Here is an 18,564-nt window from a genome sequence, read left to right on the forward strand (position 1 = left end):
ACTAATGGGAGCTACCGGGTCGGCATAGGGCAGGCTCGGTGCCGGTAGCCGCCAGCGGGTGAGCACTCCCAACGACTGGACCGAGTCGAGTCCTAGTGTCAGACCGTGTCCCCGCTGGTGGTCGGGAGAGGTGACCGCTGATGGGATGTCGTGCCGGCCGGTGGCGGTGTGAGCACTTGACCATTAGTCCGCTGGTGGCTCTCCCCGGCTGCTGAACCTGTCCGTGTGCGGGTCGGGAGGATGTCGGTGCTGTTCGTCGGGGATGACTGGGCTGAGGATCATCATGATGTGGAGGTGCAGGACGAGGCGGGCCGCAGGCTGGTGAAGGCGCGGCTGCCGGAGGGGCTGGCCGGGATCACCCGGCTGCACGAGCTGGTCGGTGCGCACCTACCCGAGGACGCCGACCCGGCCCAGGTGGTGATCGGGATCGAGACCGACCGCGGACCGTGGGTGTCCGCGCTGGTCGCGGCCGGCTACCAGGTGATCGCGGTGAACCCGCTGCAGGCCGCCCGCTACCGGGAGCGGTACTCGACGTCGGGGGCCAAGAGCGACGCCGGGGACGCGCACGCACTGGCGGACATGGTCCGCACCGACCGCCACCAGCTGCGGGCCGTCGCCGGCGACAGCGAGCTCGCGGAGGCAGTAAAGATCACCGCCCGGGCCCACCAGACGCTCATCTGGGACCGCACCAGGCAGGTCCAGCGGCTGCGCGCGGCGCTGCTGGAGTCGTTCCCGGCCGCCGTGGCCGTGTTCGACGACCTGGCCGCCCCGGACACGTTGGAACTGCTCGCCAAGGCACCGACACCGGAGCTGGCCCGGCGGCTGACCATCGCGCAGCTCTCCGCGGCGTTGAAGCGGGCCCGCCGCCGCGACATCGCCGAGAAGTCCCGGAAGATCAGGGCCGCGTTCCAGGCCGGGCAGCTGCCCGTGTCCCCGGTGATCGCCGGCGCCTACGCGGCGGTCGTCCGTGCCCAGGCCGCGCTGATCGGCACGCTCAACGCCGAGATCGACCGGCTCGCCGAGCAGGTCGATGCCCATTTTGGCCAGCACCCGGACGCTGAGGTCTACCGGTCCCAGCCCGGCCTGGGGCCGGTCCTCGCCGCCCGGGTGCTCGCGGAGTTCGGGGACGACCCCGACCGCTACACCAACGCGAAGGCGCGGAAGAACTACGCCGGGACCAGCCCGATCACCCGCGCGTCCGGGAAGAAGAAGGTCGCCCTGGCCCGCTACGCCCGCAACCACCGGCTCGCCGACGCCCTGCACCAGCAGGCCTTCTGCGCCCTGGGCGCCTCACCCGGCGCCCGCGCCTACTACGACGCCCTGCGCGCCCGCGGCGCCGGTCACCACGCCGCGCTCCGCCAGCTCGGTAACCGCCTCGTGGGCATCCTCCATGGCTGCCTCAAGACCCAGACCGCCTACAACGAAGCAACCGCCTGGCCACAGAACGTCACGCTCGACGCCGCCGCTTGACATCCAAAAACATGGGATGTCTGAGACCACCCACCACGGAGCCTCCGAGCAACCCCGTTCGGAGGCTCCGCCACGTTCTGACTCCGCCGGTTATGTCGGTGGGGCTGATGACGCCGGTCGGGCCGTTCACCCTGGTGAGTCGTGCTGCTCGTGCCAGTCGCGATGGTTGGGCTGGCACAGAGGGCCGGTGTCATTGGGGAGCCGTCCATGTCGCCCGCCAGGTGAGCCGAGGCGCTGCCAGAGTGTCTGTAGACCGTCGGCGTGGTTGTTTGCACCGCAGGGTGTCTGGTAGGCGTCGCGCGTCAGGATTGTCTCGCGCCTCGTTTGATTCGTGCTGCCGCCGCCCGGGCCGTCCCCTCGTTGCTGTCAGTCTCGTCGTGGTGCAATCGGGTTATGTCCCTACCGGGAGGATCCGCGGTCCCCGCTGTGGCCGCGTGTTCCTGCGCGGAGGAACTCGCCGATCTGCGGGCGGAGATCGCGGGGCTGCGCGCGGAGGTGCTCCGGCTGGCCACGGTGGCGGAGGGCCGTCCGCCGCAGCCGGCCGAGTTGATGCCAGCCGTCTCAGGGCCGGTGGGGGCCGGGACGCGGGTGGATGTGGAACGTGTCGCCGCCGAGCGGGTCGCGCTGTTCCGGTCGTTGTTCGTCGGCCGCGAGGATGTGTACGCCCGCCGGTGGGAACGCGAGGGACGGACCGGGTGGTCTCCTGTGCTCGACCGGGAGCCCGGACAGAGCTGGGAGCAGGCACGCAAAGCCAGACGGTACCGGCCGCTGACCGACGCGGTGCTGCGCGACCACCTGTCCGGCGCGGTGACGATCGGCCTGTACCCGATGCTGGCCGATGACACCTGCCGGCTGCTGGCCTGCGATTTCGACGGTACCGACTGGCAGCTCGACGCGCAGGCCTATGCCCACGCCGCCCGATCCGCGGGTGTGCCGGTGGCGGTGGAGATCTCCCGCTCCGGGCAGGGCGCCCACGTCTGGACCTTCTTCGACGAGCCGGTGCCGGCACTGGACGCCCGGGCGGTCGGGTTCGCGCTGCTGCGCGAGGCGATGGCCGTACGCGGCGGCCTCGGTCTCGACAGCTACGACCGTTTCTTCCCCGCCCAGGACCATCTGCCCGCCGCCGGTGAAGGACTGGGGAACCTGATCGCTCTGCCGCTGCAGAAGGAACGCCGCGCCCGCGGGAGGACCGTGTTCGTCGACCCGGACACCTTCGCCCCACACGACGACCAGTGGGCGTTCCTCGCCGAGGTGGGACGTTGCCCCCGCACCGAGGTAGGCCGTCTGGTCGCGGACATGCGGCCGGTCACGGTCGGCGCTGACGCCCGCTGGTTCCGTCCCTCGCTGGCCCACGAGCCGGCACCACCGCCGACGATCCACGCCGAGTGGGGCGGGATGCTCGCCCTACGACGAGCCGGCCTGCCCCCGTCGCTGCTGGCCACGCTCAAACACGCCGCGTCCCTGGCGAACCCGGCGTTCTACAAGAACGAGAACCTGCGGATCTCGAACTGGAACACCCCCCGGTTCATCCGCTGCTACGTCGAGGACCTGGAGTTCCTCCACCTGCCCCGCGCCATGGCCGACAACGCCGCCGCTCTCGTCCGCGACGCCGGCAGCCAGCTAAAGATCACCGACCGTCGCGCCGACCCGCCACCCATCACGGTCTCCTTCACCGGCACGCTGCGTGACGCCCAGCCGGCCGCGGTCACCGCCCTCACCCACCACGACCTGGGTGTCCTCGAAGCCCCGCCCGGATCAGGAAAGACGGTCATGGGCTGCGCGCTGATCGCCCATCACCGCACCCCGACTCTGATCCTGGTCGACCGGGCACCCCTGATGGACCAGTGGCGCGACCGCCTCACCACCTACCTCGACATCACCCCCGACCAGATCGGGCAGATCGGCGGCGGGAAGAACAAGCCGACCGGCATCATCGACCTGGCCATGATGCAGACCCTGGCCCGCGCGGACGAAGCGGCCAACCGCCTCCCCGACTATGGGCTGGTGATCGTCGACGAGGCCCACCATGCCGGCGCCCCCACCGTGGAGAAAGCTGTCCGCCGCATCCCCGCCCGCCGCTGGATCGGCCTGACTGCCACCGCCTACCGCCGCGACGGCCTCGGACCGGTCATCTTCATGCACTGCGGCCCGAGGCGCCACACCATCCCCATGGTCAACCCCGCCGATCCCGACCCGGCAGCGCGCATCGTCCACCTCCACCACACCGACTTCACCCTCCCCGACAGTGCCGACACCACCAAACCGGGGGCGATCACCTCCGTGGTCTTCACCGCCCTCACCGAGGACACCCCCCGCAATCAGCTGATCTGCGCAGACGTCCACACCGCGGTCACCGCGGGCCGCAACTGCCTCGTCCTCACCCGACGCACCAGCCACGTCGACGCCCTCGCCGACCTGCTCCGCGCCCACGGCCACCAGCCCCACACGCTGTACGCCACCCGGAAACCCGCCGAGCTACGAGAAACCCTCGCCCTGCTCGCCGACCCGCCTGCCGACGGTCTCCCGTTGCTGGTCATCGCCACCGACCGCTACGTCGGCGAAGGCTACGACTGCCCCCGCCTGGACACCCTCTTCCTCGCACACCCTGTCTCCTTCAAAGGCAGCATGGTCCAGTACATCGGACGCATCTTGCGCGACCACCCCGCCAAGACCAGCATCGAAGTCCACGACTACATCGACACCGAGATCCCCGTCCTCACCGCCATGTCACGCAAACGCGCCCGCTCCTACACACACCTCGGTTTCACCGTCAACACGGACCCTGTAGAACCTTTGGATGGGACACCACAGTCATCCAAGAAGTAATGAACCTTTCCATCTCACGACCTTCGGGCGATGTCGCTGCAGGTCCGTGTCGACGATAAAAAAGGAGCAATAAATATCCCATTAGATTATTTATAAATTGTTTCCCGAGTCGCCATGCTTGGGTGCCGTGGGTCTTCTACTCGGCGCGCGCGGCCTCGGTGCGCCGGTGGCGTTCCTGGCGGATACCCGCGGCGGTGTCCAGCAGTTGAGCGACGGTGCGTCGAGGGTGGTCGTTTCTGTCGCTGTCGGGTTCGCCGCGGAAGCGTCGCAGCATCTCCGCCTGAACTCGGGTGCCGTGGCCCTGCGCGATGTGGAGGAGGAGCGTGTCCTTGTCGTGGGAGGGAAGACCCTTGATCCATCTGGCCAGTGCGCGGGGGTCTTCCTTGACCGGTGGTGTGGGTGGGCTGGCCTGGGCCGCGCTGGCGAGCAGGTCGGCGTCGAGGCGCAGAAAGTCCGCCAAGGCCCGCTGAGGCGCGGTGAGGGTGTCCAACCCGGCGGGTACCGGCGGTTCGGGGTCGTTCTCTTCCTCGTCGTCGAAGGCGTTCTCGTCGCGTTCCCAGGTTCCGTAGCCGGCCAGCCAGGCCAGGTAGAGCGGGCGTAGGTCGCCGGCGGCGAGTTCGGCGCGGACGCCGACGATCGCCGACAGCGAGTCCTCGGCGTCTTCGACCCAGTCCTCGCTCTCGTTGTCGCTGGTCAGGTCAAGGAGAAGATGTTGCCGGGTGGTCCAGGCGGTGACGTGCGGGTCAACGCAGTACCGCTCGGCGACGGTGAGGTCGAGCAGGGTGCGGGGCAGGCGGAGCATGAGACGGTGGGTGCCCCAGTTGGCGAGGTAGAGATGGGCGTCGTAGTAGCGCTCCATCATTGTGTGTGGATCGCCGGAGAAGTTGCCCCAGTGGTATTCGTTGGTGAAACGGGTGGCGGTGATACGGGCCCGGGTGGATAGTGTCCGAACCTCGGCCTGTTGCCGTTCGTTCAGGGGGCGGTCGAGGGCCAGGAATTCGTAGTACTGGTATTCGGACACCGTTCAGCCTGCCTGTGTCGTCGCGTTGTCAGGGCGCCCAGTGCCGGTAGGCGTGGATCCATTCCGCCCCTGCCGGGGGCGGGGTGGGTAGCGGCAGGTCCAGGATGCCGATCGCCTGGCGGTGTCTCCCACGTGCGCAGATCGCCACGATACCGCTCCCAGGCAGCAGACCGATCCCCGTGACGGTCACCTCCACACCCAGGACGGTGGTCTGGAAGGGAACCGCGAGACTGTCTTCGATCATTGTGTGGAAGGCTGTGAGCTGTTCGTCCTCGCCGTAGGCGTCGACGACGGCACGTTCGACCAGAGCATCCAGCTCGGCGTCACTCAACTCCACCACGGGCGGCAGCCTACCGATGCGGTGAGCTGACACTCCTCCCGGCCCCGTCCGGCACGAGCTGATCGTCGATGCGTTGCGGGGTGAGAGTGCCTGTCCCGGGAGCAGATGCACTGCGAGCGCGGGGTCAGGGCGCTGCGCGGAGGTGGGCGACGGCGTAGGGCCGGCCACCGAGGCTTGCGAGTCGGAACGCTGTGGCTGCCAGGCGGTGGGCGGGGCTGATGCGTTCCATCGCGGGGTGCTCGTCCACCAGGGCCCAGCCGGGGACGAGGTGTGCCAGTGCCGCTCCGTCGCGGGCACCGGAGCGGAACCGTGCGCCGGTGGCCTTGACGATCGGGTGGCGGTCGCTGTGGGCGATGCGGGGGTGGAAGTAGTCGGCGACGAGTTCGGTGCCGGAACCTGCGCGCAGGGCCTCGGTCAGGAAAATCCGCAATCCCGCCGCGCCGAAGTACATGATCACACCTTCTGCGATCAGGAGCACCGGCCGTCCGGCCAGGTCGAACGTGTCGAGCCAGCCGGGTTCGGTGGCGGACGCGGCGCCGAGCGTCATCGGTTCGTCGGGTAGCAGCCGCCGGCGGATGTCGATGACCTCCGGCGAGTCGATACCGACCCAGCTCGCGGAGTCGGGCACCTGCCCGGCCAGACGGTAGAGGCGGGTGCACAGCCCCACGCCGACCGTGACGATCGCCGGGCGGTCGTGACGGCGGGCGAATGCCACGGTCAGCCTGTCCAGGACGAGGGAACGCCAGATCGTGCCGCCACTGTTGGATCGGTCGGACAGGACTCGACTGTCGTCGAACGCGACGGCCTGCAGAAGCTGGGCGGCCATCGGATCGGTGAACCGGGCCTTGGGCGCGAAGCGTTGCCCGTACGCACGCCCGTACAGCGGGGTGAGCAGTGTCGAGGACACCTCGTCCAGTTCCGCCGCGGACACCTTCCCCATGGTCATGAAAGTTAGCCTAACCTAACTAGCTCGGGTTGTTGTCGGTCTCGGCATGCCCCCGCCCCGTTCCCCCGGCGAGCAGGCCACGACCGTGTCGGCGGCGAGGGAGCTTCGCCCCCGTCTGCACGGTCGAGAGGAGGCCCGAGTTCGACGAGGTCGAGGCCGTCGAAGAACCACCTGACCCCAGCCTCTGGGTGCGTGCCTACATGGAGATTCCATGGTTGCGGCTGCCTTCCGCCACTGAACGGGACCGCTGTTCACTCGGCGGTGCTCACCGTGCGGCGGCACAACGTGGCCAGCCAGCCGATGGGTGATTGAAATGAACGGCGATCTCCTCGTCGGCCAGGAGCATGATCAGCGTCGCTACACCTGCCCACCCGCCGGCACTGTCCGTGCTTGCGGTCCGCACCGGGTGCGTGTGGTCAGCGTCGTGTGGGCACGGATGGGGTGATCTCGCTGAGGTCGATGTCGGCGATGAGGAGGCGGTGTAGGGCGCCGCCGGGGTGGCGGGGCAGGGGCTGGACGGGGCTGGTGAAGTATTCGAGGTCGTCGAAGACGGGCTGGCCGTCCGGGCGGCGCGCAAACTCGACGCGGCCGTAGTCGACCCCGTCGGTGGCGTCATAGCTCATCCAGCTGATCGTCTCGGTCTCGCCGGGTTGGAGCGGTGCGGTGTACAGCGGCCGGGCCTGGATGATCTCGCCGTCGTCGTACCAGACCTGGGGGACGGCGAGAACCCAGCGGTGGGTGTGGATGGCCTTCGCGGTGGCGGCGGCACGGATCTCGAACGCGAGGGCGGTCGCCCAGCTGGTCAGGTAGGGATAGTCGCTGAGGAACAGGTTCCGGTCGCCCTGCAGGCCCAGGATGGCGGGGTAGTCCCCGGCGCGCACGGCGCGCTGCACGCGGTTGGTGATGTCCTCGACGAGCGTCCAAGTGTCAGCGTTCACGGCACAGTCCTCTCTCGTGATCCCCGTGCCCGACCGGGCCGGGGTCGTGCCCTGGCCGGTGTCGGGCCTCTACTTGTTCATGCGGGGCGAGCGTCGTCCCGACCGTCCGCGGCCGTCTCCCTTTCTTCTCGGGCCGGTGCGGCGGGTGGTGGCGCCGTACATGCCCCGTCACTCTGATACGGGGCTGCCGGCGTCCCGACCGTCCGGAGACCCGGTCGGAGTGGGTCTTCTCCCGCGCCGGCGGTGCCTTGCCCGCCGGCCGCAAGACCGGCGGGCAGACACCATCAGCACGGATGGGCGTGGTCCCGGTCAGGCGGCGGGATGCAGGCTGGTGGGTGGCATTGGGTCCGGCGGGTGCAGCCGGCCGGATGGGTCCGACGGGCCGGCGGCGTCGTCCTGGCGGGCGGTGGGGCGCAGGTGCGGCGGGACGTCGGGGAGCTGGTGCAGCCCGAGCCGGCCGGGCCGGGTCGTGGTCAGGGGAAGCCAGCGGGCCGGGGTGGGGTCGAGATGCTGGTCGGGTGGGGTGAGGTCGGCCGCGGTGGTCGCGACCGGCACCAGCTCGGGTCGGTCGAGGTTGTGCAGCGTCTGCGCCATCGCTGCGCGTAGCCGGGCCTCCCGGCGGGCGGTGGTGGTCCACAGCAGGATCGGGGTAGCGATTCTGGTACTGGTGGCGAGCTGCTGGTAGTGGGTGAGTTTGGCGGTGACACGGTGCAGGGGTTCGGTGCCGTAGTCCAGTTCCAGGAACCACTCGACCACGGTGCCGCCGCGGGCCGTCCAGCGTCCGAAGGAGTCGGGGCGGACGATGTCGCCGAAATGCCGGGCGCAGCGTTCTTCCGGCCACCAGGCGGTCAGCGTGCCCGCGGCGCCGGGCTGGCGGGCGTGGTGGATAAGGCGGGTGAACATGCCGTTGACCGCGACCCGATGCGCCAGGTGCAGGGAGTGGGCGATGCCCTTCGCCCGATCATGCTGGTAGCCGATCTTCTTCGGGTCCAGGCCGTCCTCATGCGCCAGCACGGCCGCGCCGGCGACGTCGAGGATGTAATGCATGGGTGCCAACCCGGAGGGCACCAGCGGTTGGAACCGGTCGAGGACGCGCCAGCGGTAGAGCTCCAGCAGGCGCAGGTTCGCCGCGCGGCGGCTGGTCCAGCCGAGTTCGACGATCTGGTGGGTGGTCAGGACCCGGTGCTCGTGCAGCATTCGGGTGATCCACCGGTCCCGGGGGGTGAGGTGGTGGGCCAGCCACAGCTGGTGCTCACTGCCGGCGACGGTGCGGGCGGCGGGACGGGCGTAGGTGCGGCGGCCGAGATGCTTCTGCTGCGGAGGATTCGTGATCACGTGTGGTGTCTCCCTGGACGGTGACGCGGGCGGCGGTCGACGGGCGGGCGGGGCTGGAGGGGTGGGGCCAGTGCTCCGCAGAGGCGGGGGTGACCGGGCCGGCGTCTGCCGGCCCGGCGCGGACCGCCGGTGCACGCTGGTCCCGCCCGTACGGGCGGGGGCCGTCATCCGACCGCGGCGAGCACACCCGGCGGGTTTGCCGGCTCCGCCGGCCCGATCTCGACTAGCTCCACGCCGTCTCCGTCTCCGTCGCTGTCGGGGTGGCTGGACAGGAGGGGGCCACCCGTAGCAGGAGCACCGGCAGGACTGTGTTCGTCCAGAACGCGGCGGGCCTCGGCGCGCAGCTGCGTGACCAGGCTCCGGGCCCGCTTCGAGCCCACGTGCAGTCGCCTACGCAGCTCGTCCGAGGAGATCGGCCGGTGGTTCTCCTCCCAGTACAGGGCGTCCTCGCGCCGTGCCCATGCCAGCCACTCCTCGTCGGACAGCCCACCCGAAGCCGTGGCGGGCCGACGCTGCCGAGGAACCTCCGGCGCGGCCGACGGCGGGGCGGTGATGCCGCCGTCGGCGGTTGGCGCCGGTGCCGGCGGCGTGGCGTCCACAGCAGCCGGCGGGCATGAGGGAGGATTCTGGGAGCCTTCGGCCGGGTGGCGCATGGCCTGCAACAAGCCTGGGCCGACCTCACTCCAGCCGATCAGCAGGAACGGACCGACGCTGTCGAACGCGGCCTTCGCATAGTCACCCGCGATCACCGGCTCGGCGATATTGAGCGCCAGCGTGACAATGCTGGAGAACACCAGAAGCCGTCGGGCCGGACGCAGAAGCTCGATGGGAGCGCCCCGCAAAGCCAACTGCCGGGTCCCGAGCAAAAGCCCCACCACGGACAGGTCAACGGCCGGGGCTACCAGCGGCGCGATCCAGATCGGCACCCCCAACCGAAGCCCGAGTTGGAGGACATTGCCGAAGCCGAACAAGAACGTCAGCCCAACAACCAGCGCCATGATCAACGTGACCAGGGTGACCGCGATGTCCTTGCTCTGGGCCGGCACGTCCACGGCCGGAGCACCGGCCGGACTGGTGCCGTCCGGGGCCCTCATGCGTCATCCCTGGTCAGGACACGTCTCCCTACCGGACGGACGACGATCTCAGGGCCCTCAACCAAGATCGTCCGGTTCTTATTGTGGTCCTGCCGGTGCACCCGTATCTACCAGGCCTTTTGGGTCTCGGTAGTGATTCCCAAAAGGGTTCTGTACCTAACTTTGTACCCAAAGCCTTCCGTGCCCGAATGGCAAAGGCCCCGGGCGCCGCAAAGTTCACGGTCATCCCGGGGCATCGCCGGTTTATTCGGGTACACGGTCAGCCCGCGAGCTTCTCCCCGCCGTTCCCCTCGTTCTCGCCGTCTTCGTCGTCCGCCGGGTCGGCGCCCTCTTCGGTGTCGTCCCCGTCCGCCCGGTCGCTGAAGATCCGGTCGAGGCGGCCGACCGCGTCGCGCTGGGTCTCCGGCATCACGTGCGTGTAGGTGTTCATGGTGAGCTGGATCGTGGAGTGCCCGAGCAGCTCCATGACCGTCCGGGCCGGCACGCCCTCAGCGAAGAGCATCGAGGCGAAGGCGTGCCGTAGGTCATGCAGCCGCAGCCACGGCAGCCCGGCTTCCTTGCGCAGGACGTCGAAACGCCGGTTGACGTTCCGCGGCTCCAACGGGGTGCCGATCGACGAGGTGAAGACGAGCCCGGTTTCCGTCCAGGCGTCGCCGAGGCCGGTCCGCTCTGCTGCCTGGGTGGCCCGGTGCCGCCGCAGGATCGCCACCAGTCGCGGAGGGATGGGCAGGCGACGGTGGGAGCGTTCCGTCTTCGCCGGGACGAACATCAGCGAACCGTCGACCCGTTGGAGGGTCTGGCGGACGTGGAGCGTCGCGCCGTCGAGGTCGACGTCCGCCCAGCGCAGGCCGAGGATCTCCCCACGGCGCAGGCCGAGCATCAGCCCGCAGGAGAAGACGCCTTCCAGGCGCTCACCGCGCAGGACGTCCACGAGCCGCCGAGCTTCGTCCGGGTGCAGCGCCCGGACCTGGCGATGCGGGACCGGTGGCGCCTTGACTGCCTTCGCCACGTTGCGCGCGACCAGGTCGAGCCGCTCGGCTTCGGCCAGCGCGTTGCGGATCAGGCTGTGCACGTGGCGGACGCTGCCGGGGGCGAGGCCCGCGTTCCTCGCCGAGGTCACGAGCCGCCGGACGTCCAGCGGGGTCAGCTTGTCGAGCTGGATCCGGCCGATTACCGGCACGATGTGCGCGTTGATCAGCCAGCGGTAGGCTCGCAGCGTCGACGCGCGGGTTCCGTCACCCTTCTTGAGTTCGAGCCACTCGTCCAGCCAGACGGCGATGGTTCGCCGCTCCGCGGTGACGTTGACGCCGAGTTCGGCCGCCCGCCGGACCTTGTCGAGCTTGCCCCGGCATTCCTTCTCGGTCTTGCCGTACACGGTCTTGCGGGTGCGCTTCTCGCCCTCCCAACCGAGGTCGATCCGGCCGACCCACAGGCCGTCACTCGCCCGCTGGAATAGCGCCCCTTCGCCGTGCGAGCGCCGCCGCTTGCGCCGGTCGTTTCCGGCGTCGTCTCCCGCGGCCATCAGGCTACGTCCAGCGGGTTACCGTCGGGCCATTCGATGTTGTCGCACCAGGCACAGCCGTAGCGGCTGTCGCCCATGTCGCAGGCGAACTTGGACTCACCGTCCGGCTGTGGGTAGAGCCGGCCCTGCCGGGTGCGGGCACGGTCGAGGTGCTCCCGGAGAGCCTGTTGCAGGCTCATCGTCGGGTGTTCGTCGTGGTCGGTGGGCATGACGAAGTCAGCTCCTTGCCGAGGGAAGAACGGGGAGGGGCACGCGGGCCGCAGGTGGCGTTGCCCGGTGCGGGTGGGGTTTCCGTTCTCTGGCGTTGGAATGGTCTGTCGGGGCGCCGGCCGCGTCCAGGGCGCCTACGGCGTCGCTACGCGATCGACCTTCGGTCGACCCTGGACCCGTCCGACACCCCGACAGCTGGAAACGCCACCAGAGAACGGGAAAAGAATGAGGGGGTAGAGCAGGCAGGAGTGCCGTTATGCGCGGGTGATGCTGGCCGCTCCCGGGCCGCCGGACAACTTCGCCATCGTCCAGGCCGGTGCGCCCTCGTCAGGCACCGCCCGGAAGACGAGCACCGCGTCGACGTCGCCGAAGTGCTCCGTGAAGAAGGCGTCCGCGGGCAGGGTGCCCAGGATCGCTACCAGGTCGCCGACATCGGCGCCGGGACGGATCGTCAGCTCGTGCTCCCCGGTGTCCAGGGTGCGGGTCGCGATCAGCGGAGAGTCGCCGTCGCCGGGGGTGCGCCAGGCACCGAAGCCGCCAGACGAGAAGATAGCCATGGGTCTCAACTCCTGTGTACTCAGGATTGGGATCAAGGTCCCGGTTGGGTGTTGGCGCACCCGCCGGGACCGCTTTCTCGTGACTGGACGATCGTCCAGTGCCGCCAACGGTACCCGGTGTCTGGACGGTCGTCCAGTAGTCTGCGTGCATGACGCAACCGCTCATGGGAGCGGCGGAGATCGCGCAGCGGCTAGGGGTAGGCCGTACCCGGGTGAACCAGCTCCTGAAGGAGGACCCGACCTTCCCGAAACCGCACGCCACCCTTGCCGCCGGCCACATCTGGCAGACCACCGACGTCGAAGCCTGGATTGCCGAACACCGGCCGGACCTCCCGACACCGCCGCAGGCGTAGGGCACCTCACGCCGCCGCGTCGAGCCCGCGGAGCCGAGCCACGTAGGCGTCGAGCGCGGCACGGGGGATCCGCCGGGACCGGCCGATCCGCACGGATTCCAGCGCGCCCGCGGCGAGCAGTTCGTACACGGTGCTCCGGCTGACCGCGAGGATCTCCGCGGCTTCCGTCGGTGTCACAAGCAGCTTGGTCACGGTCGCCTTCCGGACGAGTCGGGACGAGGTATCAGGCAGCGGCGGCCGGGGCCGGTGGGCCGGTTGCCGGAAGCCCGCCGGGTGCCGCCGCGCGGGCCGCGTCGAGCTGTGCCCGCCAGGCGCGGCGTTGCGCGACGGCCTGCAACAGCAGGTGTTCGCGTCGAGGCGCGGCCGGGTCGCCGGGCCGCAGCAGGGTGCAGACCGTCCGGGCCGGATCGGCGCCAGGACCAGCCGGGCCGTTGCCGGTGTCGCCGAGGGCTTCGAGTTGTTCGCGGACCCAGGCGATCCGGTCGGCCCGGTGATCGGCCAGGGTCTTGCCGGACCATTTCCGGCTGACCAGGACCCGCCGGCCACCGAAGCCGAGTGTCTCCCGCCGGTGTGCCTTGCCGCGGCACCGGCCCGGGACGAGGCCCGGTTTCGGGTTACGTGGCTGGACGCCGTAGCGCAGCCAGTTGGCGCAGGTGGGAGAGCACGGTTCGTGCCGTAGCGCGTCCGCGAGCCGTTCGACGTGGCGCCGGTGTGCGTCGGTGGCGGTGTCGTGGCAGGTGTCGAGGCTTTTGGTCAGGTACTTGCACAGGTAGCCGATCATCCGGCCGGTGTGCGCCGAGTTCGCGGTGACCCCGTCCGCGCGCAGTTGCGGGCCGAAGCGGACGACGTGTGCGGGTTTGTCGTCCGGGCCGATGGCGTCGAGGGCCTCATCCCACGTCGGCAGTGCCTCCCCGGTGTCCGGGTCGAGGTAGGCGCCGCTGTCCGTGTCCCAGGTCGGGAGCGCCGTGTCCGGGTAGACCGGCCGGTCGCACGATGGCCACCAGATCTGCTGGTATGTTGCCGCCGCCACCTGGCGGAGCACCACCCGCGGGATCGTGCCCCGGATCGCCGCGTGTAGGTGCGGAGCGAGCCGCCGTTGCGGTTCGAGTGCGGCGAAGTACTGGACGTCCCAGCCGACGCACCGGCGCAGGTTCTGCCAGAACCTGTCGATCAGCTTGGGGAAGTGGATGGCGTCGCGGGCCGCCTGCCGGTAGTCGTACGAGCCCGGATCCACCGGCGTGCCGTCGCTGCGCACGCGTCCGTAGGTGTCGCAGGTCAGCGTGAGGAACATCGACGGCCGCCAGGCCGTGCCGTCCGGGGCTTCGTAGGTTCGGCCGATCGTCCGCTTTTCCACTGGGAGCCGGGGCAGGTCGGGTGCGTCCTGCCGCCGCCGGGTCGAGCGTGCCCGACGAGGACGATCCCGGTTGTCCGGTGCGGCCTTGCCGCGCACGCCCAGGGCGTTGAGTTCGTCGTCCACCTGGCCGATTAGTTCGTCGATCTCCGCCACGCCCGCCGGGTCGCCGTCGCGTTCAGCGTCCCGCCGGACGACTTCGAGATCCGCACGGAACCCGGCAAGAACCTTCGCATCGTCCGTCGGGGGGTCCGGGTCGGGAACGGGTTCGTCGTCGAGGTGCCAGCCTGCCGTGCACTGCGCCATCCGCAGCCGCCGCGCCCGTTCCGCACACGACGGGCATTTGCTGGCAAGGGTGGCCCCGCAGGGCACGGGGATGATCTCGGTTTCGCCGGTGTCGAGGTTGGTGCGCCGCATCGCCATGGGCCGGACGCACACGCCGTTCTCCACGGCGACGGCTTCGACGACCTGTCGGGCCAGGGGCATGCGCATTCGTGCTTCCCGGGATCCGGGCCGCGCTGGTCGATCGTCACGATCGTCACGGCCAGGGGAAGAAGCCGCACTGGACGGGAGAGTGATGGGGCCGGTCAAGCAGCATCCCCCCAGCCGGCAGACCCGTTCGCGTCCGGGCCGCCGGGCTCCTGAAACGGCCGGAGGTTCGGGGTCCATCCCGCCGGGCCGCTGTCCGTGCCGTCCCGGTAGGGGTCGAGGTCCGGAACCCAGCCACCGGCACTGCCACCGCCGTCCGGGCGATCGGGCGTGTCGTCGAGGTAGGGGCTCAGGTCGGGCACCCAGCCGCCGAGGGCCGGGGGTGGCCGGTAGGCCAGCACGGTGCGGCTGATCTCCGTGTCGTCGACGTACGATGCGCGGACGCGGACCGGTTCGGGTTGTCCTTCGGCGAGCACGTAGCCGACGCCGGGCAGCGAGACCGGGATCTCCTCCGCCCGCGCGCCGCGGTCCCGGGCGCCGGAGCCGAGGACAAGGTCAGCCTGTTCCGGTTCGGTCATCCGCAGCGCGACCCGGACCGGGAACAGGTCCCGGAACGGGAGCACTTCCTTGCGCGGGTCCTGGACCGCGGCCAGGACCACGACACCGGGCGCGCGTCCCTGGGAGAGCAGCAGCGGCAGCGCCGCACCGATCCGCTTCTTCACGTCCCGGTCGGTGACGTACGCCGTCAGGGAGGCGATTTCGTCGACGACCAGGACGATCAGCGGCTCAACGGTCGTGGGGGTGTGCAGCCGGGTCCGGCCTCGCAGCCGGGCCGTGCGCTGTTGCATGACCGAGACCGCGTCGTCGAGGAGATCGGCGATCTCGTCTGTGGTGGTGGCGAACCGGGTGAACAGCGGTTCCCCGAAGGCAAGTTCCATCCCTCCCTTGGGGTCGCAGACCCACAGTTCCGCCAGGCCGGCACGGATCGCCGGGCCCAGGCCGCGGATGATCGACCACAGCACCGAGCCCTTGCCCGCGCCGGTCGCGCCCGCGACGAGGACATGGGTCCCGCGGACGGGCAGGGTCCACGGGGATCCGTCCTCACGCCGGCCGACAGGCACCGCGGACAGGCCCTCGACGAGCGGACCCGCCGTGGCACGGGCGTCACTCGCCGCGGGTCCGTCGTCGAGGACATCGTCATCCCAGCCGCGGTCAGCGTTCTCGCCGTGCAGATCATCGGCGTCGTGGTCGATGACCGGGCCCGGGTGGTCGAGCCGCGTCGGACGAACTGGCCGGGTCAGGGTGTCGCGGTAGTGGAAGTGCAGCCGGACAAACCGGTGTTCTTCGGCCTGGACCTGGCAGCGCCGGGCCCGGAACACGTGCCGCAGTGCTTCGGCCTGATCCGCCCACTGTTCCGGGGTCTGGCCGGGGAGCAGTTCCACCCGCAGGACATCGGCCGCCCCGGTGGAACGGATCGAGCGGATCCGCGGGAAGAACTCGTCGAACGTCACCTGGTCGCCGTTGGACGCCGGCATGCGGATGGCCAGGCCGGTGTGCACCATTGCCGGGCGCCACCGGCGCCGGTAGACGAACGCCAGCCGGACCCGGGCCCGTACCCACCGGGCCAGCCAGCCGAACGACCGCGGATGCACCCGCCGCCATACCACCGAGACCAGCGCGACGGCGACGAGGAGCGCCACCAGGCCCAGCAGGCCGAACCGGTGGGTAAACACGGCGAGCGCCAAGCCCAGCGGCACGGCGATCCGGTGCCGCCAGCACCAGCGCACCCCGAGCACCAAGCCCTTACCGGCCACCGCCACGAACAGCATCCACAGCGGGACCCGCATCCGATCCGGCCGGGACGGAATACGCGGCAACCCCCGGTCGCCGTTGATCCTGGACATGCCAAATACCACCCTTTTTAGAGCGCGCGAAAGGAAGGAAGGGAGGGAGGGAGGGAGGGAGACGGAAATAGATCAGAGAGCGGCCCGGAACCGGAAATCCGTCAAACGCGGGTTCCGGGCCGTCTCCCCAAAGCGGTCAGCCGTAGGGCCTGCTACGCGGCGCGGTACTCCGCGGATTCGACTGTTTCCAGCATGGCGAACCGGAGCCGTTCGCATTCGATCAGGTAATCGTTCACCGCGGCGAGCAGCGCGTAGGCGAAATCCACCTGATCCGACGTCACCGCGCTACCCGCCGCCGAGACGGACAGGGTCGTGCGGCCGAGGGTCACCGCGAGGATCGGCGCACTGTCCGGGTAGCTGTGACAGCGGGCCGACCAGTCCGCGCCCACATGCAGGCCCAGGTGCGTCGACGAGCGCAGGCCATCCAGGCCGGGTCCGGTCGTCATGCCGCCGCCCCCGGGTTCGTCCGACGAGCCGGACCGACCGGACGCAGCGCCACCGCCCGCAGCGAGAACGCCTGCCGAGGCTTGGAACTGTTGGTGTCCACGTACGGCAGCACCGACAGCCCGTCCAAGAACACCGGGCGGAACGGGGTGCCCGGCATCGCGTCCGGGACGAGCGGCGCCGTCTCGCCGAGGATCTTCACCTTGACCTCCGCCTGCCGGGCGGCCGGGTCCGGGTCGAGGACGCGGACCGTCCAGACCCGGGCGCCGGTCTCCTTGTCCCGCTGCTGCGGGTCCGCCGCGCCCGCCCGCACCTTGTCGAAGTCGTTCGCCGCCTCCACACCCAGCACGTACGCGCCGTGCGGAAACACATCCTCGAACCGCACCGGAATACGCCGAGGAACCGCCACCAGGCCACCTCCACACATCGCAGACCGTCATCTCCGGCCGGTCGTTCCGGCCGATGAGATACACGATCCATCGCTCGGCAACCGCGTTTCAACCGCTAGACGATCGACGTATGTTCTCCTGGTATAAGGCCATGCGAGACAGGTCTATTCGCTGCCGGGTACGGGGTGACCTTCATGCAAGGTTGGTATGGGTGCCGGATACCCGAGGAAGGGTCGATTGCTCGGTGGCTAATATGCGCCTCATGTCTGACCGGAAAGCGTCTCGGGTCTACACCGCGCGAGGTCCGGCCGAGGGCGAGGACTGGGCAGCCGTCGCCGCAGCCCTGAACGAGCGGATGTCGCTCCGCCGGGTCGGCCAGCAGCAGTTGGCCGAGCTGTCGGGGGTGTCGGTGTCCACCGTGCGCCTGTTGCAGCACGGTGCCGGCCGCCGGGTGCAGAACAGGACTCTCGTGTCGATCGCCCGCGCCCTGGAGTGGCCCGACGACCACCTGATTCAGGTGCTACTCGCCCCCGGGCCGGCCGACGAGGCCGAGATGGTGGAGCCCGGCGGACGGGAGATCCTCACCGTCCTGACCCGTGTGGAAGGCCACCTCAGCGAGATCCTGACCAGGCTCACCGCGATCGAGGACGTTCTCAGCCGTCCGGGCGGGCCCGCGGCCCCCTGACACGGCGACGGGCCGGACCCCCCGATGAGATCCGGCCCGTTCGGCGAGTGCGCGTGACGTCAGCTCAGCGCCGGTGGCGTCCACACTCGCCGGGCCCGGCGGCGGATCGTGTGACGGCGCAGCGCGTCTACCAGCTCCGCCCTCTTCGCCTCATCGGCGCCGTTCTCCCCGGTCATCCACCGGCCGTCGCCGTCGCCGACCGCGGCCGGGTCACCGCCGAGTACCTCCCGCAGCAGTGACCGCGGGACGTCCCGCCGTGACATCCGCACCCCCGCCGCCGCGTAGACGAGAATCACGTCGACATCGCCGTACGCCTCCACGAACCGCAGCCCGTCCGGCATCCCGACCATCGCGTCCGCCAGGGCCGCCGACGATGAGGCCGCCGGCACGATCAGCGCCCAGGCATCCCCGCCCCACGGCACGAGGCCGACGCCCGGCTCACCGTCGTTCTCCGCCGGGCCATGCGCCCACCGCACCGCGAACCCGGGCGTCCGCCGCACGCTGTCCCGGCCTTCTCGCACCTCATCGGCCACGTCGCCGCACCCCCTGTTCGTCCTCACCGGTCCTGAAGGCCACCCCGCCCCGCGGAGGACGCCCACGCTCGGACGCGGAACGGGGTGGCTTGCGAACCAGCCTCACCCGAACCGGGATGACTACGAAACGTCGACTTTGCATACACGTCCCGTATGGGGTGACGTGGCGCATTCCGCGGCACGGCCGGTCGAGGAGCGGTTGCCGTCCGGTTGCCGA

The 18,564-nt window shown here is 70.1% G+C and carries 18 protein-coding genes and 1 pseudogene; 4 read left to right on the forward strand and 15 right to left on the reverse strand.

The features are described 5' to 3' along the window. The first annotated feature begins 246 nt into the window (after nucleotides 1-246). Together B207_RS0126890 and B207_RS35850 are read left to right on the forward strand one after the other, a co-directional pair. On the forward strand, nucleotides 247-1,470 hold the full coding sequence (locus B207_RS0126890) for an IS110 family RNA-guided transposase (protein WP_018637025.1): 1,224 nt from the start codon (nucleotides 247-249) through the stop codon (nucleotides 1,468-1,470). Nucleotides 1,471-1,896: 426 nt separating this feature from the next. After that, nucleotides 1,897-4,296, forward strand: a complete 2,400-nt coding sequence (locus B207_RS35850; protein WP_018639782.1) for a DEAD/DEAH box helicase — start codon at nucleotides 1,897-1,899, stop codon at nucleotides 4,294-4,296. 139 nt (nucleotides 4,297-4,435) lie between these two features. Here the strand turns inward: B207_RS35850 and B207_RS35855 are convergent. The 9 genes and pseudogenes from B207_RS35855 to B207_RS0126940 form a co-directional block, all read right to left on the reverse strand. Then, nucleotides 4,436-5,317 (reverse strand): annotated as a pseudogene (locus B207_RS35855) (hypothetical protein); the annotation flags it as partial. A gap of 28 nt (nucleotides 5,318-5,345) precedes the next feature. Further along, nucleotides 5,346-5,657 carry a hypothetical protein gene (locus B207_RS0126905; RefSeq protein WP_018639784.1) on the reverse strand — a complete coding sequence of 104 codons (312 nt, stop codon included), beginning with the start codon at nucleotides 5,655-5,657 and terminating at the stop codon, nucleotides 5,346-5,348. A gap of 124 nt (nucleotides 5,658-5,781) precedes the next feature. Further along, nucleotides 5,782-6,603: a class I SAM-dependent methyltransferase gene (locus B207_RS37320; RefSeq protein ID WP_051102688.1), complete on the reverse strand. Its 822-nt coding sequence runs from the start codon at nucleotides 6,601-6,603 to the stop codon at nucleotides 5,782-5,784. A 416-nt stretch (nucleotides 6,604-7,019) separates the two neighbouring features. Beyond that, nucleotides 7,020-7,541 carry a hypothetical protein gene (locus B207_RS0126915; RefSeq protein ID WP_018639786.1) on the reverse strand — a complete coding sequence of 174 codons (522 nt, stop codon included), beginning with the start codon at nucleotides 7,539-7,541 and terminating at the stop codon, nucleotides 7,020-7,022. A 309-nt stretch (nucleotides 7,542-7,850) separates the two neighbouring features. Next, nucleotides 7,851-8,876, reverse strand: a complete 1,026-nt coding sequence (locus tag B207_RS0126920; RefSeq protein ID WP_018639787.1) for a replication-relaxation family protein — start codon at nucleotides 8,874-8,876, stop codon at nucleotides 7,851-7,853. A gap of 164 nt (nucleotides 8,877-9,040) precedes the next feature. Beyond that, nucleotides 9,041-9,970 (reverse strand): hypothetical protein, encoded by a 930-nt coding sequence (locus B207_RS0126925; protein WP_018639788.1) that lies wholly within the window; start codon nucleotides 9,968-9,970, stop codon nucleotides 9,041-9,043. Nucleotides 9,971-10,229: 259 nt separating this feature from the next. Further along, a complete protein-coding gene (locus B207_RS0126930; protein ID WP_018639789.1) occupies nucleotides 10,230-11,492 on the reverse strand; it encodes a tyrosine-type recombinase/integrase in 1,263 nt (420 codons plus the stop codon). Continuing rightward, complete coding sequence (locus B207_RS35865) at nucleotides 11,492-11,701, reverse strand: hypothetical protein (RefSeq protein WP_018639790.1); 210 nt, start codon at nucleotides 11,699-11,701, stop codon at nucleotides 11,492-11,494. The genes B207_RS0126930 and B207_RS35865 overlap by 1 nt, the downstream gene beginning before the upstream one ends. Nucleotides 11,702-11,956: 255 nt before the next feature. Beyond that, entirely contained in the window at nucleotides 11,957-12,259 is a 303-nt protein-coding gene (locus B207_RS0126940) for a hypothetical protein (RefSeq protein WP_018639791.1), read from the reverse strand. A 149-nt stretch (nucleotides 12,260-12,408) separates the two neighbouring features. Between B207_RS0126940 and B207_RS0126945 the strand changes: the two genes are divergently transcribed. Then, nucleotides 12,409-12,612 (forward strand): helix-turn-helix transcriptional regulator, encoded by a 204-nt coding sequence (locus tag B207_RS0126945; RefSeq protein ID WP_026311495.1) that lies wholly within the window; start codon nucleotides 12,409-12,411, stop codon nucleotides 12,610-12,612. A 6-nt stretch (nucleotides 12,613-12,618) separates the two neighbouring features. Here the strand turns inward: B207_RS0126945 and B207_RS0126950 are convergent, their stop codons facing one another. The 5 genes from B207_RS0126950 to B207_RS0126970 form a co-directional block, all read right to left on the reverse strand. After that, nucleotides 12,619-12,804: a helix-turn-helix domain-containing protein gene (locus B207_RS0126950; RefSeq protein ID WP_018639793.1), complete on the reverse strand. Its 186-nt coding sequence runs from the start codon at nucleotides 12,802-12,804 to the stop codon at nucleotides 12,619-12,621. 31 nt (nucleotides 12,805-12,835) lie between these two features. Continuing rightward, nucleotides 12,836-14,455 carry a replication initiator gene (locus tag B207_RS0126955; protein ID WP_018639794.1) on the reverse strand — a complete coding sequence of 540 codons (1,620 nt, stop codon included), beginning with the start codon at nucleotides 14,453-14,455 and terminating at the stop codon, nucleotides 12,836-12,838. Between the two features lie 95 nt (nucleotides 14,456-14,550). Beyond that, a complete protein-coding gene (locus tag B207_RS0126960) occupies nucleotides 14,551-16,296 on the reverse strand; it encodes an FtsK/SpoIIIE domain-containing protein (RefSeq protein WP_026311496.1) in 1,746 nt (581 codons plus the stop codon). Nucleotides 16,297-16,448: 152 nt separating this feature from the next. Then, entirely contained in the window at nucleotides 16,449-16,742 is a 294-nt protein-coding gene (locus B207_RS0126965; RefSeq protein WP_018639796.1) for a hypothetical protein, read from the reverse strand. Next, nucleotides 16,739-17,149 carry a hypothetical protein gene (locus tag B207_RS0126970; protein WP_026311497.1) on the reverse strand — a complete coding sequence of 137 codons (411 nt, stop codon included), beginning with the start codon at nucleotides 17,147-17,149 and terminating at the stop codon, nucleotides 16,739-16,741. The genes B207_RS0126965 and B207_RS0126970 overlap by 4 nt, the downstream gene beginning before the upstream one ends. 242 nt (nucleotides 17,150-17,391) lie before the next feature. Between B207_RS0126970 and B207_RS0126975 the strand changes: the two genes are divergently transcribed. Continuing rightward, nucleotides 17,392-17,814, forward strand: a complete 423-nt coding sequence (locus tag B207_RS0126975) for a helix-turn-helix domain-containing protein (RefSeq protein WP_018639798.1) — start codon at nucleotides 17,392-17,394, stop codon at nucleotides 17,812-17,814. A 59-nt stretch (nucleotides 17,815-17,873) separates the two neighbouring features. Here B207_RS0126975 and B207_RS0126980 read toward each other — a convergent pair whose 3' ends face one another. Then, complete coding sequence (locus B207_RS0126980) at nucleotides 17,874-18,347, reverse strand: hypothetical protein (protein WP_018639799.1); 474 nt, start codon at nucleotides 18,345-18,347, stop codon at nucleotides 17,874-17,876. Nucleotides 18,348-18,564: the final 217 nt, after the last annotated feature.

Source organism: Parafrankia elaeagni (genome assembly GCF_000374165.1).
In the GTDB taxonomy this organism is placed as follows: Bacteria; Actinomycetota; Actinomycetes; order Frankiales; family Frankiaceae; genus Parafrankia; species Parafrankia elaeagni.